15 protein-coding genes, 2 tRNA genes and 2 pseudogenes are annotated in these 16,983 nt (G+C 37.8%); 12 read left to right on the plus strand and 7 right to left on the minus strand.

What is annotated here, in order from left to right:
- Both ABXH34_RS12030 and nadA read left to right on the plus strand, forming a co-directional pair.
- Positions 1–70, plus strand: a tRNA-Glu gene (locus ABXH34_RS12030).
- Positions 71–322: 252 nt separating this feature from the next.
- Positions 323–1,420 carry a quinolinate synthase NadA gene (gene nadA, locus ABXH34_RS12035; RefSeq protein WP_353572132.1) on the plus strand — a complete coding sequence of 366 codons (1,098 nt, stop codon included), beginning with the start codon at positions 323–325 and terminating at the stop codon, positions 1,418–1,420.
- Between the two features lie 474 nt (positions 1,421–1,894).
- On the opposite strand, the gene ABXH34_RS12040 is transcribed toward nadA, so the two are convergent.
- Positions 1,895–2,668 carry a sulfite exporter TauE/SafE family protein gene (locus ABXH34_RS12040; RefSeq protein WP_353572133.1) on the minus strand — a complete coding sequence of 258 codons (774 nt, stop codon included), beginning with the start codon at positions 2,666–2,668 and terminating at the stop codon, positions 1,895–1,897.
- 157 nt (positions 2,669–2,825) lie between these two features.
- Here ABXH34_RS12040 and waaA point away from each other — a divergent pair, with 157 nt between their 5' ends.
- The 4 genes and pseudogenes from waaA to ABXH34_RS18765 all read left to right on the plus strand — a co-directional run bounded on the left by waaA (position 2,826) and on the right by ABXH34_RS18765 (position 5,568).
- The gene (gene waaA, locus ABXH34_RS12045; RefSeq protein WP_353572134.1) at positions 2,826–4,085 is read left to right on the plus strand and encodes a lipid IV(A) 3-deoxy-D-manno-octulosonic acid transferase; all 1,260 of its coding nucleotides are present in this window, start codon (positions 2,826–2,828) and stop codon (positions 4,083–4,085) included.
- Between the two features lie 430 nt (positions 4,086–4,515).
- Complete coding sequence (locus ABXH34_RS12050; RefSeq protein ID WP_353572145.1) at positions 4,516–4,713, plus strand: hypothetical protein; 198 nt, start codon at positions 4,516–4,518, stop codon at positions 4,711–4,713.
- Between the two features lie 136 nt (positions 4,714–4,849).
- Positions 4,850–5,163: pseudogene (locus ABXH34_RS18760) on the plus strand (COR domain-containing protein); the annotation flags it as partial.
- On the plus strand, positions 5,161–5,568 hold the full coding sequence (locus ABXH34_RS18765; RefSeq protein WP_502710412.1) for a hypothetical protein: 408 nt from the start codon (positions 5,161–5,163) through the stop codon (positions 5,566–5,568). The pseudogene ABXH34_RS18760 and the gene ABXH34_RS18765, both read left to right, overlap by 3 nt.
- Before the next feature lie 348 nt (positions 5,569–5,916).
- On the opposite strand, the gene ABXH34_RS12060 is transcribed toward ABXH34_RS18765, so the two are convergent.
- Both ABXH34_RS12060 and ABXH34_RS12065 read right to left on the minus strand, forming a co-directional pair.
- Entirely contained in the window at positions 5,917–6,816 is a 900-nt protein-coding gene (locus ABXH34_RS12060; RefSeq protein WP_353572135.1) for a recombination-associated protein RdgC, read from the minus strand.
- An 11-nt stretch (positions 6,817–6,827) separates the two neighbouring features.
- Positions 6,828–7,934, minus strand: coding sequence for a sensor histidine kinase (locus ABXH34_RS12065; protein ID WP_353572136.1), 1,107 nt, complete (start codon positions 7,932–7,934; stop codon positions 6,828–6,830).
- A 461-nt stretch (positions 7,935–8,395) separates the two neighbouring features.
- On the opposite strand from ABXH34_RS12065, the pseudogene ABXH34_RS12070 reads away from it, so the two are divergent.
- Positions 8,396–8,620 (plus strand): annotated as a pseudogene (locus ABXH34_RS12070) (IS1 family transposase); the annotation flags it as partial.
- A 120-nt stretch (positions 8,621–8,740) separates the two neighbouring features.
- Positions 8,741–8,816 (plus strand) — tRNA-Phe (locus ABXH34_RS12075).
- A 50-nt stretch (positions 8,817–8,866) separates the two neighbouring features.
- On the opposite strand, the gene ABXH34_RS12080 is transcribed toward ABXH34_RS12075, so the two are convergent.
- The gene (locus ABXH34_RS12080) at positions 8,867–10,240 is read right to left on the minus strand and encodes a bifunctional folylpolyglutamate synthase/dihydrofolate synthase (RefSeq protein WP_353572137.1); all 1,374 of its coding nucleotides are present in this window, start codon (positions 10,238–10,240) and stop codon (positions 8,867–8,869) included.
- A 36-nt stretch (positions 10,241–10,276) separates the two neighbouring features.
- Complete coding sequence (locus tag ABXH34_RS12085; protein WP_353572138.1) at positions 10,277–11,575, minus strand: AAA family ATPase; 1,299 nt, start codon at positions 11,573–11,575, stop codon at positions 10,277–10,279.
- A 212-nt stretch (positions 11,576–11,787) separates the two neighbouring features.
- On the opposite strand from ABXH34_RS12085, the gene ABXH34_RS12090 reads away from it, so the two are divergent.
- Entirely contained in the window at positions 11,788–11,985 is a 198-nt protein-coding gene (locus tag ABXH34_RS12090) for a hypothetical protein (RefSeq protein ID WP_353572139.1), read from the plus strand.
- Between the two features lie 184 nt (positions 11,986–12,169).
- On the opposite strand, the gene ABXH34_RS12095 is transcribed toward ABXH34_RS12090, so the two are convergent.
- Positions 12,170–12,679, minus strand: coding sequence for a Gx transporter family protein (locus tag ABXH34_RS12095; RefSeq protein ID WP_353572140.1), 510 nt, complete (start codon positions 12,677–12,679; stop codon positions 12,170–12,172).
- A gap of 155 nt (positions 12,680–12,834) precedes the next feature.
- On the opposite strand from ABXH34_RS12095, the gene ABXH34_RS12100 reads away from it, so the two are divergent.
- Positions 12,835–13,485 carry a hypothetical protein gene (locus ABXH34_RS12100; RefSeq protein ID WP_353572141.1) on the plus strand — a complete coding sequence of 217 codons (651 nt, stop codon included), beginning with the start codon at positions 12,835–12,837 and terminating at the stop codon, positions 13,483–13,485.
- Between the two features lie 137 nt (positions 13,486–13,622).
- On the opposite strand, the gene ABXH34_RS12105 is transcribed toward ABXH34_RS12100, so the two are convergent.
- A complete protein-coding gene (locus ABXH34_RS12105) occupies positions 13,623–14,885 on the minus strand; it encodes a 6-phosphofructokinase (RefSeq protein WP_353572142.1) in 1,263 nt (420 codons plus the stop codon).
- 210 nt (positions 14,886–15,095) lie between these two features.
- On the opposite strand from ABXH34_RS12105, the gene ABXH34_RS12110 reads away from it, so the two are divergent.
- Positions 15,096–15,782 carry a hypothetical protein gene (locus ABXH34_RS12110; RefSeq protein WP_353572143.1) on the plus strand — a complete coding sequence of 229 codons (687 nt, stop codon included), beginning with the start codon at positions 15,096–15,098 and terminating at the stop codon, positions 15,780–15,782.
- Positions 15,783–15,931: 149 nt separating this feature from the next.
- Entirely contained in the window at positions 15,932–16,738 is an 807-nt protein-coding gene (gene hypB, locus ABXH34_RS12115) for a hydrogenase nickel incorporation protein HypB (protein ID WP_353572144.1), read from the plus strand.
- Positions 16,739–16,983 lie beyond the last annotated feature (245 nt).

Consider the following 16,983-nt stretch of genomic DNA (forward strand, 5'->3'; position numbering starts at 1 on the left):
ATCGTCTAGAGGCCTAGGACACCGCCCTTTCACGGCGGTAACAGGGGTTCGAACCCCCTTGGGGACGCCATTTATTTTTATTCCATTCTTAGCTTTATCCTTCCAAAAATTCAAGCGTATTCAAATATAGATTTTTCTCTTAAAAAGATTGAATAATCTAGTGATTTTTACTATGCTTTAATTAGTTGCAAAATACAACTATCATTGTTTTTATTAGGGAATTAGTAGGATAATCCATCCTTATTGCTAACTAAAGCTATTATTTCCTATTCCAAATAACACACTAAAAAATTCGTCTTATTCTCTGCGCGGGGTGTTTCCAATGGGTGTAGCTGAAATTGCAATCAATGAATATACTTCTTTAACTGATAAAGAATGCCATCAACGTATTGAGGCAAGTAAACAACGATTAGGCAACCGCCTAGTGATTTTGGGACATCATTATCAACGCCAATCTGTATTTGAACATGCTGATTATTCAGGTGATTCATTAAAATTATCACGTCAAGCGGCACAATCCAGTGCTGAATACATTGTGTTTTGTGGCGTACATTTTATGGCCGAAGTGGCTGATATTATGAGCCGTCCTGAACAAGTATCCATTTTGCCTGATTTGGGCGCAGGTTGTTCTATGGCTGATATGGCGAATTTGGCCGCAGTCGAGAAAGCTTGGCAAGAATTAAGTCAAATTATTGATGCTGAAAACACCATAACGCCAATGACATACATTAATTCAGCCGCTGATTTAAAAGCATTTTGTGGTCGCCATCAAGGTATTGTATGTACTTCAAGCAATGCCCCAAAAATTTTAGATTGGGCATTTGCACAGCGTGAAAAAATCTTATTTTTCCCAGATCAGCACCTTGGTCGTAACACTGGTTATGAGATGGGGATTCCATTAGATGAAATGGTGGTATGGGACTTCACTCAACCACGTGGTGGTTTGACAATAGAGCAAATTAAAAAGGCCAAAATGATTTTATGGAAAGGCTATTGCTCAGTCCATCAAGTATTTAAACCTGAACATATTGATGCTTATCGGGCTAAATATCCTGAAGGTAAAGTCATCTCACATCCTGAAAGTAGCTTTGAAGTATGTCAGAAATCGGATGATGTGGGTTCGACGGAATATATTTTAAATACGATTCGTCAATCTCCAGAAGGGATGCGCTGGCTAGTGGGCACTGAATTAAATATGGTGATACGGATTGCGGAAGAAATGAAGCCTAAAGGGGTTAATGTACACTTCATGTCGCCAACCCTGAGTATGTGTTCAACCATGTATCGAACTGATCCGCAACACTTGTTATGGACATTAGAAAATATTGAGCAAGGGTGCATTGTCAATCAAATCAAAGTTGATCCAAGCGAGGCAGAACAAGCCCGTTTAGCCTTACAACGCATGTTTGATGCTTCATAGTTTTTACATCTTCTTTTAGACTTAGAGCTTGTTTATTCAGTATATTTCACAATCTCTAAGTCGCATCATTATTTTTCTATTTGTAACTACTCAACTCATTAAGTTATCATTTTTCTGTTAAACATAAATAATTCATGTTACGCAAAATGTAAAAATCTTGAAAGAGTAGAGTGGAATAGATGAGCCTTTTGATGTTAGTTATTATTAATAAACCATCTCTCACCGTATTCCACCATCCCAAACGTATCACATATTTTGCTGGAAAACGCTATGCTATTCCACCCTACATAAACTGAAAAGTTTTTTTGTTTACGTAAAGTGAGATAGATATAGTCAATTTCGTTTTGGATGTTAGGATTGGCAGTCCTATAAAACTTTAAATATCAATTACTTTTAAAACTAAGGACTGCCAGTCCTGTATCATCTTAGAATAAAACGACGATAAAGCAAGAACAATCTTATGATTGAAATTAGCTAAAATGCAAAGCGTAGCCCAATCAGCAATAACATCGCCGCAAGCGTATTACGCAATAAACGTTCAGGCAATCGAAAATTTAACATGCTGCCAACTGCAATCCCTGGATACGCACCAACAAGCAACCCACCCAACAGCATAAAATCCACACTACCTAAAAACTGCCAATGCCCAAGACCTGCAACAGCCGCCAACGGTACAGCATGAACTAAATCCGTACCAATAATCTTACTGGTTTTCAATTCAGGATATAATAAACTCAATACAGCCGCCCCAATTGCACCCGCACCAATCGAGCTTAAGGTCACAACAACACCCAGCAACATGCCAGCACAAAATGTTACAAAATAACGCGATGATTCAGATAATCCATTTATTCCAAATATTTTACTATTCACAATCTGTTGTTTAAATATCATCAAAAATGCAGTGACAACAAGCATCAAGCCAATAATACTGGTAATAAATTCATTATAATTAGCCCCTTGGACGTGGATAAATTGCAATAATAAGCCTGTTATAATTGACATCGGCACACTGCCCAACGCAAGAAAACCCACAATATTCCAATCCACATTATGATAGCGACTATGCAACCATGCAGCTCCAGCCTTACTTAATGCGGCATACAATAAATCTGTCCCAACCGCAATAGCAGGATTAATCCCAAACCCTAAAATTAAAATAGGTGTCATCAATGCACCACCACCCACTCCCGTTAATCCCACAATAATACCTACGCCAAGCCCTGCCAGCACATGTATAAACTCCATATTAAAACCCTCGTGGCTAAAATCATTTAGCTTAGTTTGAACATTTAAAATGACGCGCCATGTTATGTTGAGCTGTCGTAATGAAAGCGTTAATATACAAAAATCATGCGTTTTTACCCAAAATTTACGCCGACCCTATTTAAAAAAGGCTGTTTGAATGCGAGTCGTTTATTCATTATTACTTTATTTACTCACACCATTGATTTTACTCAAACTTTGGTTACGTGGTAAACGTGCGCCTGCTTATCGACAACGTATTGCAGAGCGGTTTGGCTTTATTCCAAACTTAGCACATGGCGCAATTTGGATTCATGCCGTTTCCGTTGGTGAAGTGCAAGCGGCAATCCCCTTAGTTCGGCGTTTACAGCAAGATTACCCTGATGCCAATTTTTTAATCACAACGATGACTCCAACAGGCTCTGAACGTGTGACAAGCATTTTCGATGATGCCGTACAGCATGTCTATTTGCCGTATGATTATCCTGATGCAATTCAACGCTTTTTATCCAAAACTCAGCCTAAATTACTTATCTTAATGGAAACTGAATTGTGGCCAAACTTACTTGCAGGGTGCCAAAAACGCGCGATTCCCATTATTTTAGCCAATGCACGATTATCAGAAAAATCCACTAAAGGCTACGCCAAAATTGCTAAGTTTACTCGCCAAATCTTAGCCAATCTGAGCCATATTGCGGCACAAACTGAGCAAGATAAACAACAATTTATTCAACTGGGTATGGATCACAATCAGATTACTGTCACAGGTAGTATTAAGTTTGATTTGCAGCTAGCCGATAATTTAACAGAGCAGGCAAAAACATTACGGCAACAATTAGGTCTTGAGCGGCTTATTTGGATTGCAGCCAGCACTCATGATGGCGAAGAACCGATGATTTTAAATGTCTACCAAACACTAATTAACAAATTTCCGCATTTATTACTGATTTTAGTTCCTCGGCATCCCGAACGATTTGAGCTTGTAGCTCAATTATGCTTGCAACAGAATCTACATTTAGCACGGCGCAGTTTAAATCAGATGTGTGATGAAAATACCGATATTTATTTAGGTGATACGATGGGCGAATTACAAGCCTTATTTGCTGCAAGTGATATTGCTTTTATTGGTGGAAGTTTGATGCCTGTTGGCGGCCATAATTTGCTTGAACCTGCTGCAGTCGGCTTGCCTGTCATTTTCGGTCAATATATGTTTACGTTTACAGAAATCAGCCAGCAATTATTAGCGGTTGAAGCTGGAAAACAAGTACAAAATGAACAGGCCTTATTACAAGCCGTGGAATTGTATGCTGCAAATCCAAAATTACGCCAGCAAGCGGGACAAAATGGGTTAAATTATTTACAGCAAAATCGTGGGGCATTGGATGAATTGCTCAAAATTATTTCTGCTACAAATGTTTAAGCAAAGTCAAAATTTGATATTTTTAAAGATATTTAGATTAAAGTAGATTAAGGATTTTTAGGTTTTGCTAAAAGTTATCCACATCTTAAGCTTGATATTCCTCACAAAAACCCGAGAAATGGCACACTAACAAAAGAACAAAAACTGAAAAATCAGCAATTAGCTAAAGAATGAATTTATGTTGAACACAGCATTGGCGGTATGAAACGTTATCGAATTTTAATGGAGCGTATTCGCATACATACTGCCGAGTTATACGATAAAGTAGCTGCTGTTTGCGCTGGTTTATGGATTTTTAACCTAAACAACTAAATACAAATAAACGTTTGGTTTTTAAGGATGCAACAACTCTAATAAATTCGATAAACACGAAAACAAAACCGATGGCATCAACATTAAAAACTAGACATTACCCATCAACGGACGAGATATACAACTCAACTTATGGGATTTCGGCGGACAAGAAATCATGCACGCCACCCATCAATTTTTCCTCACCAAACGCAGCCTGTATATTTTAGTCCTCGACGCTCGCCAAGACGAACAACAAAGCCGTATCGTACTGGTTAAAACTGATTCAAAGCTTTGGCAGCAACTCCCCTATCATCATTGTCATCAACAAAATTGACCAACACCAATTGCAACTTAACAAACGCGGATTGCAAATAAAATACGCAGGGATTCAAGCTTTTATCGAAACCTCCTGCTGTCAAAATCAAGGTATAAATGAACTCAAACAAGCCATACAACAAGCCCTCTGTGAAATGCCACATATTCATGATTCATTACCCGCAAGCTGGTTTGATTTAAAACAACGCTTAGAAAAAGACAAGAAAGATCATATTTCTTATATAGAATACCAAAATTTATGCAAACGCCGCAAAATTAGCAATCAATCACATCAAAAAATCCTGCTTTCGTTCCTACATGACTTAGGTGTTGTGCTAAATTTTCAAGATGATAACTGTTTAAAAGACACCAATTATTCCATAGCAAAGGGGTTTTACACTGTGATGATTTAAACGAATTACTCGGCGAACGCTATCAAAACAAACAACAATTTATTATTGATATGATGGAAAAATTTGAATTATGCTTTAAAATCGAAAAAAACCAATATTTAATTCCCAATTTACTGCCCAAAGAACAACCTTATCTGGATAATTGGGATTATAAAAACAGCCTTGCATTCCAATTCCACTATGACATCCTTCCTACCAGCATCATGTCACGCTTTATCGTCAAAATGAACAACCATATCGTGGACAAAAACTATTGGTTTAGCGGCGTGATTCTCAAACACGACAACAACCAAGCACTGGTTAAATCCGATGTTGAAGACAAAAAAATCCAAATTTGGGTCACAGGCAACACCAAAGGCAAACGCAGTTTTTTACAAATCATTCGTATAAAACTCAACGATATTCACAAAAATTTACACAAAATCAATGCGCGTGAAATAGTGGTTTATCAAAAAAGATAGGATTAGAATATCAAGATTTACTTGATGTAGAAGAGATGGGAAACGGATTTTTTAATTCCTAAACTCAAAAAACATATACCACTTGCAGAATTGCTCGATGGCATTGATGAAAAAGCAGCGAGTCAACTATCTGAGAACAAAAAACAACAGAGAAATTTCGATTTACTGTGACAACGACTTTAACCGCTATTGGTTTAACTCTCACAGCAATTGGTATAGCACTTCGTGTCTTTGGGATTATTTAAATGTCTTTTTATTCTCAAAGCAGAGCTTTGCTAGCAGGCATTCCCAAAGAGACTTTGGGAACGAGAGGATAGAATTATCAAATTTAATGTTTAGAATCAGTCATCAAACAACTACAGAATCATCCTCAACCAAGTCACCTAATACCTCAAACAAAGCCTTAACCAAACGGGCAAACTCCGAAGTCATCACCATAAAATCGGCTTGCTCATCACCTTGCTCGCCTTCCTGCTCAATGTCCGAAAATCTCAGGCGTTTAATTCCAAAATTCTCATCCAATACCAAATCCAAGCGGTTATCCCAAGATAAAGCGATATACTCAACCATCTTACCCGTATTCAAATGCTCGTGTATCTCAGAAGACAACAAATCCATTTGCTTGCAAGTCACCGACTCACCCTCACTCGCGACTAATTTACACGCTTCTCCCAACACAAATGCGGTAGGCGTTTCATTATTTTTTAACCACTGCGTCATGGTCAACGAAGGCGAAACTTGAAACTGTGGTGAAACAACAGGCAAACTGCCCAAAGTCGCACGTAAAAAGCTCGATACATCTTCAGCTTTATTGCGGCTCGACATATCCACAAGTAACCAATGATTGCTCATATCCAAATACAACATCACATCCGTATTCTTAGGAAAAGCCCGTGGCAACAATGCTTGAGTCACTTGCTCTTTAATCTCATTGCGTTCTTTACGCCGCACATTACGCAACTCAGCCGCCTCAATTTCAGCCACTTTATCATTCACAAAATCCCGAATCACTGAAGCAGGTAAAATCTTCTCCTGTATCCGTAATCGCAATAAAATGCAGTTATTAGCCTCAAAAGTCAGCATCTCACTATCTTGCAATGGCGGAATCCAACCCACGGTTTTTAACTCATAATCACCACACGGACGAAATTGCTTTTGACTCAAAGCCTGATGCAAACTTTCTGCATTATGCTCAAGCGGCTTTTGTAAAGTGAACAACTGTATATTTTTAAACCATTGAATATTCATCTAATCAAACTCTATTCTGCACGTTTAACAGGCAAGGTAAAATAAAACACACTGCCACTGCCTTTTTCACTCTCAACCCCAACCTGACCACCACATCGCTCAACAATCCGCTGCACAATCGATAGTCCTAAACCATGTCCTTCCACGCGAACCTGACTGATACGAGTAAATGGCACAAACAAATGGCTTTGCTCTTCCTTGTCTAAACCATCACCATTATCCTTAACCCAAAACTTTATATTGCCATCCTCTAATTCAGTTGAACCCAATTCAACTAACGGTGGACGACCACCATATTTCAACGCATTGGTAAAATAATTCGTCCAAACTTCCTCAACCCAAGGTGCATAACCAACCGCTTGATGCCATGTTTCAGGAAGTTTCACAATTGCGCTGAATTCCTCACTCATGTGCGCCAATCGCTGCTCAACTTGCTGCACAACATCCGCCATATTAATCACTTCCATATCAACTTCTTGCTTACGTGAACTGGCTAATAATAACAATGAAGTAATAATATCAGTCATTTTATGCCCAGCTTGCTCCACTTTTTCCAGCAATTCAAAAATTTCACCATCAAGGTTAAAATCTTCTTTTAACATTTCAGTGTAATTAATAATCGCATTGATGGGATTTTTTAAATCATGGGCAACCGTGTGCGCAAAAGATTCTAATTCTTGATTCTGTTGTTGCAATTCCCCGTTTTTCACTTCCAAGGTCTTCTGCAATTGGCGTAGCATTAAGTGGCTATTAATCCGAGCTAATACTTCTTCTTGCTGAATCGGCTTTGTGACATAGTCCACCGCACCTGCATCAAACCCTTTTACTTTATCGACTGTTTCAGTCAATGCAGTCATGAAAATCACGGGAATATCTTTCGTTTCTTCACTGGCTTTCAAACGGCGGCAGGTTTCAAAACCATCCATTTTAGGCATCATGACATCAAGTAAAATTAAATCGGGTTTTGCCAACGCGACTTGATTTAACGCATCTTCACCATCACGGGCAATCCGCACTTTAAAATTACAACTTTTGAGATAGCCAAATAGAACTTTTAGGTTGGTGGGGACATCATCTACTAGCAATAAGGTACTAGTATGTTCCTGTTCGGTTGTCATTACTATTCCTCAATTTGTAATCCTTCGGTTATTACTCTCATTCTACTTGAAAATATAGTAGCTGTCGTTACAGTTCGAGTATTTTAATAAACTTGTTTAATAAACACTTTTCAGTGAAAACAGATCAAGACAGAGATAATACAATAAAAGCATCGATAGCATGATACCGCTAAATGATTTAAACACTATACATATTACATATTCAATAGAATCTTGAATTGTGCACAATTGAGAAAAAGCCTATTGAGCCGTTTTGGTGTAAAGTTTGTTTTTCATTCACTTCTTATTCTACGATATAGAGGCGAATTGGCATATTATTACCTGATTATCCATAAAATAATCAGCCAAAATTAAGAAGGCGATAAGGTAAGGGAGGAATTCTGAGAGCAACATAAACTAAACAAGGTAGTAAACGTTCAAGTTGAAACCATGAGAATTAAAGACTAAGGAGTTTGTGAAATTCTCTACTTCCAGAATATCACCAATGTGCCACTATCTATACTGATTTTTGGGAAGCCTATCAATCTGTTTTACCCTCTAAACGCCATCATGCTGTTGGAAAAGAAACGGGACAAACATCGTATATTGAGAGATTTAACTGTACTATTAAACAGAGTGTTGGTCGTCTTGTCTGAAAAACCCTATCCTTTTCTAAATCTGTTGAAAATCATATTGGAGCTGCTTAGTATTTTATTCATCATTACAACCAAAAATTTCATCCCTATCCCTAAAAAACATATAGAATAAAAAAACTCAAAAAATTGTTGACACATAAAATCTAAAATGGTTAAATACGCACTTCTTTTGGCCGGATAGCTCAGTCGGTAGAGCAAAGGATTGAAAATCCTTGTGTCGGTGGTTCGATTCCACCTCCGGCCACCATTCTAAAGCTTTTCTCTTTTTTCATAAAATCGCTCTTAAAAATACCAAATCTAACTTATACATTCATTTTCTACATATTCTAATAATCTTGTCTTCGGATACCAAAATTCCCGACAATCCCCCACTAAAAATAACGATCCTGTAATTGCAATCACATCATCCTTATTTGCTTGGCTTAGCGCGTATTTTACGGCTGCGATTGGCTCGTCTATGACTGTCATCATATCTTGATTTGACACTGCCTTATTTTGTAACAACAACTGTTTTAATTCTTGAGCAGGAATTGCACTCCAAATCCCCTTGCCTGCAAATGTGGTCACAATGATTTGTTTTGCTTGTAGATTTCGAATTAATGGGAAAATATCAGTATTAAGCTCTTTACCCATTTTTAAGGCCAAAACCAACACAGTATCTTTATCCATTCGTTGCAAACGCTTGAAAAAACTATTCAACTTATCAGGATTATGTGCACCATCAAGCAGTACTATCGGGTCTGATTGAATTTGCTCCATTCGACCTGAAATGAACGCCTGCCGCAAACCTGTTTTTACAACATCCACTTCAGGTTTAGCCTGTTTGATCTGCATAAAAGTTTCATATGCCATGACTGCACAAGCGGCGTTATGAGCCTGAAACTGACCTTGTAACGATAAAGATAAATCTGAATAGTGATTTGATCGAGTGGTAATCGAAAGCTTATTTTCTTGATAGCAATATGAAAAATTTTGATTTAATAGCAATAAATTAGTTTCTACTGCATTCGCTTTAGTGCGAGCAATCGCCACTGTCGAAGCTTGAGTAAAACCACAGATTGTTGTGGTATGCGGTTTGATAATCTCGACCTTGTCTGCTGCAATCAACTCAACCGTATCACCTAAAATTTCAGTATGGTCTAAACCCGCACTAACCAGTACGGAAATCATTGAATTTAAAACATTAGTCGCATCTAATTTACCGCCCAGGCCAACCTCAATAATAGCCATATCCACTTGATGACGTTTAAACAACATCAACGCTAAAGCCAATTTAACTTCAAAATAACTCGGTAAACCTAAACCTGTTTGTGTCGCCACTTCAGAAAAGACTGGCTCAATTTGCTGGTAAATATCCAGTAATTCTGTGGTTTTCGCAGGACAACTGTTAATTTTCCAAGTTTCGTTTAAAATTTGTAAATAAGGTGATAAAAATAAGCCTGTTTTATAGCCTTGTGCTTGTAATAAACTGGCGATAAATGTTGAGGTTGAACCTTTGCCTGATGTACCACCAACATGAATAATATCAAGCTGTTCCTGTGGATTATCAAGCAGCTCTAATAATTTTCTCATACGCTCTAGTCTTAAATTCACCTCGGCTGTAAATTTAAAATCACTGATTAAGCTTTCCAGTTTCTGATTTAATTCATTATATTTTTCAATTAATTCCATGGATGAACCTTTACTCAAAAAATGCCAAATGATGATTTATTCAAACTTTTTAACCAACTGCTGAATGGTTAAGGCATAAGGTTTATTCTTTTGCAAAATAGCAGGTAATGCCTCGATAGCTTGTTGCGCTAATTTAAAATTTGCAAATTGCCCGTATACAATGCCCCATAAGGCTTTATCTGATTGATGATAGGGATGTAAATCTTTTAAGAAAGGTTCTAATTCAGCTTTTTGTAATAAACGTTCAATTTCTACATTTTTATCGCCGTAACTCTGCATCACTTGCAAAGTGTGATAGTGCATCGGGGTTTGTTCAAGCCATTGCTGGGTTGTTTCTAATTGTTTTTGAATTGAAGTGGTTGGCGTAGATGGTTGGGTTTGTGGTGGCAATTTAAAGGGTATTTCGGCACGAGGCAGTAAAAAAGCAGGCTGTTGTTGCGCTGAATTAAGATAAAAATAAGCCCCTGCACTCAATAACACGATTAACAGAAAACCAAACAAAATGTAATAAAATCGCCAGCTTTTCATTTCATAACCACTGTCTTGTATCGCCATTCGTACATGTTTTGCTGTGACAATATGTTTATTTTCAGAAAATGCAGCTAATAAGGCTTTATCAGCCAGAATATTCAATCGACGCATTAAGCCTTCGGATACTTTATATAAGCAACGCAATGCACTGTTAGAGAATACAGAAGGCCCTCGATAACCCGCTGAATGCAGACGAAATTGTAAATAGACACCAATATCTTGATACTTCAGTGCGGGCAAATATAGATGATGGGTAATCCGTTCTTTTAGCTGGCGAATATGTTCAACGCTTAAATTGACATCAAGTTCAGGCTGACCAAATAATACAATTTGTAATAATTTATCCTTGGTGGTTTCTAAATTACTCAATAAACGGATTTCCTCCAAAGTCTCCAACGGCATATTTTGCGCTTCCTCAACAAAGACCACTACTTGTTGCTGAGCCGCATGTTTTTCTAATAAAGCCATTTGTAGCTGCTGCATTACTTCTAAACGCGAACTTTGGGTATTAATCGGTAATTTCATCTCCAAACCAATGGCATGTAATATCATGTCTGGCGATAAATGGGGGTTGGCTAAATATACAATTTCGATATTATTGGATAATTTCTGTTCTAACATTCGACACAGCATTGTTTTGCCGCTGCCGACCTCTCCCACCACTTTAATCATGCCTTCGCCTTGCTGAATCGCATAAACCAATGCCTCCAACACTAAACCACGATTGCCTCCTGTATAAAACAATTGGGTGTCTGGGGTAATTTTAAATGGGGGAAAATGTAAACCAAAATGCTCGTAGTACATTACAGAATCGTTTTCGCTGAATTCAGGCAAAGTATAATAACACTAGTGGATTATTTGTATGTTATGTCAAACTAAATAATTCAAAAAATACACTTTTAAAAGCTCTCAAAAAAAGGCAAAATAGGCATTATTTAAACTATCATTCTTGTCAGCGCACTAGTTGAGTGGTAGGGTGTAAAGTTAATTTCACATAGTTGTAGGAATCTAAACTGATGCAAAAACTTGAAGCTAATCTTCCTAATATTGTTCACAATCGCTTACAAAAGCTATTTACAGATCAAGGCGGTAATGACTATATCAGTGTGAACTCAGATGAAGTTAAAGGACATGATGCACTACTCACTGATTTATTAATGTTGGGCTTAGATCAATTAATTGATACTGAAGAACAATACCCTGATGATAATTAAAGATTTTTATATTTTCAATTTATACCTATATTATTGACAGGTTTTATCTTTCTATATTTCAAATAAAATAATAAATCTCAACTTCTCTGCTCCCAAGTTTCCTTTGGGAGTGATGCTGGCGAGTTTGGCATTTAAGTTTTGTTGTTCTAACCTATTTTCCTAAACACGATTATGCTTTTATCCGTTAATTTGATTGTAACTTTGATAAAATATTGGCTGCAATAACACCACTCACAATGCCAAAAAATAACGAGGCAGTCATTAGAGGTGGGAGTAAATGAAACAAACCTTTGTGCTGGATAAATAACCAATACGCCACCCAAAATTGAGTCAAAATATGTAGCATCGCTGCCGTGACACTATAACCAATCGGGCTACACTGCCATGATTTCGGCAATTGTGCCAATAGAACTAGTGATGTTGTGCTGGCCAATGCGCCACTCAAACTTAAAATAAAAGTTGGGGTTAAAAATGTCCCAATAATCAAGCTGCCTGCAATCACCCGCAATAAATTAACCCATACCGCCATACGCCAGCCATATTGCATTAATACCACTATTGTCACCACATTAGCCAAGCCCGGTTTCACACCTGGTAAAGGGCTAGGTAAAGCACTTTCAGCAATATGAATCGTAATTGCCAATGCGGCAAACCAAGCAATTCTATGATCTTCTCGTGTGGTTTGAATCAACACTTATTTAGTCAGCTCGTGTAAAAATTGACCATATTTTAACAGGCATTGGCTAAGAATCTATAATCTTAATTTTTAGTTTGCTTAATTTACAATGACTTATCAATGGAACGCTTTTTGCCAAATAGGAAAATACCTACTAACAAAAGGATATACTGATGATACTTACCAATGGAAAAGCTTTTTTTGATAGCTACCGTTTGCATTTTGGAAAACTTCATCAAGATCAGGTTGACGGCTTAAATAATGTACTAGAAGCATTTGCAGAAGACCCATTATTAACAGAAATTCCTCACGCGGCCTATATGCTCGCCACGGTATATCATGAAACGGCACAAACTTTTCAACCAATTTATGAACGTGGTCGGCGTGACTATTTCCGTAAATATGAAGGGCGATATGGCAATAATCGTTCTGGTGATGGTTTTCGTTATCGTGGTCGTGGTTATGTGCAATTAACCTTTAGAAATAATTATTTGCGAGCAACAGAAGCACTGAATCAGTTATCAGAACGTTATCCAGAACCGATTGATCTGGTTACAGACCCTGATTTAGCATTAGACCCACAAATTGCCAGCGATATTATGTTGATTGGAATGCGTGAAGGTTGGTTTACGGGACGAAAATTAACCAGTTATCTTAATAACAGCAAAATAGACTATATCAATGCACGTAAGATTATCAATGGCTTAGACCACGCGCTGGAGATTTCAGATCATGCTGTAAAATTTGAAAATATTCTGCATATTGCGGAATTACGTGAAGACATTGACGATATGGTTGAGCCTGAATTACGCATGGCTTCGTAGCAGGGTAGGATAAATGGTAGGTATTCAGTTATCCATTAGGAATATAATCATGCACCTAATGGTTTAACATCAATTTAATATGTAAAAGCACTTGGCAGCCCCGAATGATATAACAGGACTACCAAATATTTATGATGTTATTTCACTTTAAACTCGTTAGCCAATTTCTTTGGCACAGCAACATTATTCAAAACCACGTAATCAGGCAGACCATTTTTGAAAGGAGGATAATCTTCACCCATAATCAACGGTTGCAAATATTCGCGACACGGTTCTGTAATGCCATAACCATCTTCTGTAATATATTCAGCAGGCATTTTCTTCTCAACATTCGCCACATCCGCTAAATTCGCATGACCAACTTCCCACGCATAAGGATTATTTGAAGTACGTACCACGGTTGGCATCACCGCATTTTTACCTTGCACTGCCAATTCAACAGCCGCTTTACCCATTGCATACGCTTGCTCAACATCGGTTTTAGACGCAATATGACGCGCTGCACGTTGTAAATAATCCGCTACGGCCCAGTGATATTTATAACCCAAAGCATCTTTACACATATTGGCCACTACAGGCGCACAGCCACCTAATTGTGCATGACCAAACGCATCGCGCGTACCTGCATCAGCAAGGAATTTACCTGTTTCATCTTTCACTCCTTCAGATACCACGATACAGCAATAGCCAAATTTCTTAACCGTTGCATCCACTTTGGCTAGGAATTTTTCTTTATTAAACACAATTTCTGGGAATAAAATAATGTGTGGTGCATCACCTTCTTGCTCACGTGCCAAACCACCAGCCGCTGCAATCCAACCTGCATGACGACCCATCACTTCCAATACAAAAATCTTAGTTGAAGTCTTCGCCATTGATGCCACATCAAATGCCGCCTCACGAATCGACACTGCAACATATTTCGCCACAGAGCCAAAACCGGGGCAGTTATCTGTAATCGGTAAATCATTATCTACCGTTTTAGGCACACCAATGCAAGTCATGTGATGACCTAAAGCATCGCCAATTTGTGACACTTTGTGAGATGTATCTTGAGAATCTCCACCACCATTGTAGAAAAAATAACCAATATCATGTGCTTTGAACACTTCGATTAAACGTTCATATTCCGCTTTATTTTCTTCTAAACCTTTTAATTTATAACGACAAGAGCCAAATGCACCCGATGGTGTATGACGTAATGCAGCAATGGCTTCGGCTGATTCTTGTGAGGTATCAATAAGGTCTTCTTCTAGCGCACCAATAATCCCATTGCGACCTGCGTATACTTTGCCAATTTGGTCAGGATATTGACGTGCTGTTTCAATCACACCACAAGCTGAAGCATTAATGACTGACGTGACACCACCTGATTGAGCATAAAAAGCATTCTTAGGCATATTTCCTCCAAGTTAGTGAGTTATTATTTAATAAAACAGCATAACCGATTAGTTTAATTTGTCTGTGACAAGTTTGAGTTAAGTGTACCATTATCACTAACTCTAGGGTTATAGGGTTTTTAATACTCGTCATAACTAATTATGCTATCATAAAATTAATACCACGCTTTTTGCATTGACGACTCCATAAACAAAACCAAGGGGAAATTGATGAACAGATTATTTTCAGTGACGTTTTTATTATCTTTGTTCATAACCAGTATGTCAGCTTCAGCCTCATTAAAATGTTGGACTGATATAGATGGTATTTTAAACTGCGGCAATGTTGTACCGCCACAGTATTCACAACAAGGTTACCAAGAATTCAACAAGAAAGGTATCGCTGTCAATGAAGTTGGCCGTGCCAAAACGCCAGAAGAGATTGCAGAAGAAAAACGCTTACGTAATGAGCGTGCTAAACAATATAACGAGTGTTTGGCAGATCGTGAGAAAGACAACGAGGTGTTAAATTTATTTAATACTGAAGATGGGATTGAAAATGAGCGATTGAATCGGCTTGACACATTAGATGCAACAATCGAGGTCATTCGTTCTCAAATTTCGCGTTCAGAAAAAAATCGTAATGACATGCAGCGTAACTTAGAGTCCAGTTACAACAATAAAGCGGTATCAGAGAAGGAACGTGAACGCCTACGCATGAATATTGAAAGCGTAGAAAAAAATATTATTAATTTTGAGAGAAACTTGATTGAGAAATACGAAGAAAAACAGAATGAAAATGCGAAGTTTGATACATTTTTACAACGTTATCGCCGTATTAAACGTGATGGTCGAGTTAATTGTATGATTTATGCACCTAAGAAGGAAGAAGAACAGAGTACACAACATCAGCGTTAGTGAATATAAAAAATGGCTGCAAACTTAATCGAGGGTTTGTAGCCATTTTTGGTTGCAAAACTCTCTTTCATACTTTCCTCACTTAGGTTTTGTGATATTAGGCTCAGTGTCCTCAATATTGTGAATATCATCATTTTAGGAATAAAACTATGTGTGATACATGCGGTTGCAATATAACACCAGGAAATCAACATCTCGTTGAAAATGACGGTAAACATGCGACAACAGAAGATGGAAAATCTGCAATTATTGTATTAAAAAATTTATTATCAGAAAATGACCATCAAGCAATACATAATCGGCAACACTTTGATAAACATGGTGTCTTAGCAATAAATTTAATGTCCTCCCCCGGCTCTGGCAAAACAGCACTACTAGAAACCACCATTTTAGCCCTCAAATCAGAATTTAATATTGCGGTTATCGAAGGTGATTTAGAAACTGAAAATGATGCACAACGGATTCGTAAAACAGGTGTGCCTGCGATTCAAATTGTGACAGGTACGGCTTGTCATTTGGATGCTCATTTAGTCCATAAAGCGGTTCATCAATTAGACTTAGCCAATTTAGATATTATTTTTATTGAAAATGTAGGCAATTTGGTTTGCCCTGCCAGTTTTGATTTAGGTCATCATCGCAATGTAACCTTACTTTCTGTTACGGAAGGAGATGATAAACCCGCTAAATATCCTGTGATGTTCCGTACCGCCGATGTGATGTTATTGAGCAAAATAGATTTATTACCTTATTTAGATGATTTTTCGCCTCAGCGTGCCATTCATTATATGCAACATTTAGCAAATCCTGCTCCTGTGTTGCAAGTTTCAGCCAAAACCCAACAGGGTTTAGATGCTTGGCTTGACTGGCTACGTCAAGAAATTGCGGCTGAAAAGCAAATACAAACTGAAACCCATACTGCCGCAAGCCATTCTCATCATCATCAAGCAGCGGCTTAGCAATAAAATCGAAATTTGTGGATGTGATGTTTTTCTGCTGAGCGATGCTTTAATCTAGATTATATCAATAGGAATCAGAAATTAAGGGGGGTAAGACCTTTAGATGTTCTGTTTCCCTGTTGTCTATATATTGTATGAATGTTGCCTAAAATGAGTTGTTTTCAGCTTGGGGAGGAAAGCCGTCAATTCCATCAGACACAGCAGATGGGGTTGGAATTAGATGCAAGTATTGGCGAAAAAGCACG

Source organism: Candidatus Albibeggiatoa sp. nov. BB20 (genome assembly GCA_016744725.1).
In the GTDB taxonomy this organism is placed as follows: Bacteria; Pseudomonadota; Gammaproteobacteria; order Beggiatoales; family Beggiatoaceae; genus Albibeggiatoa.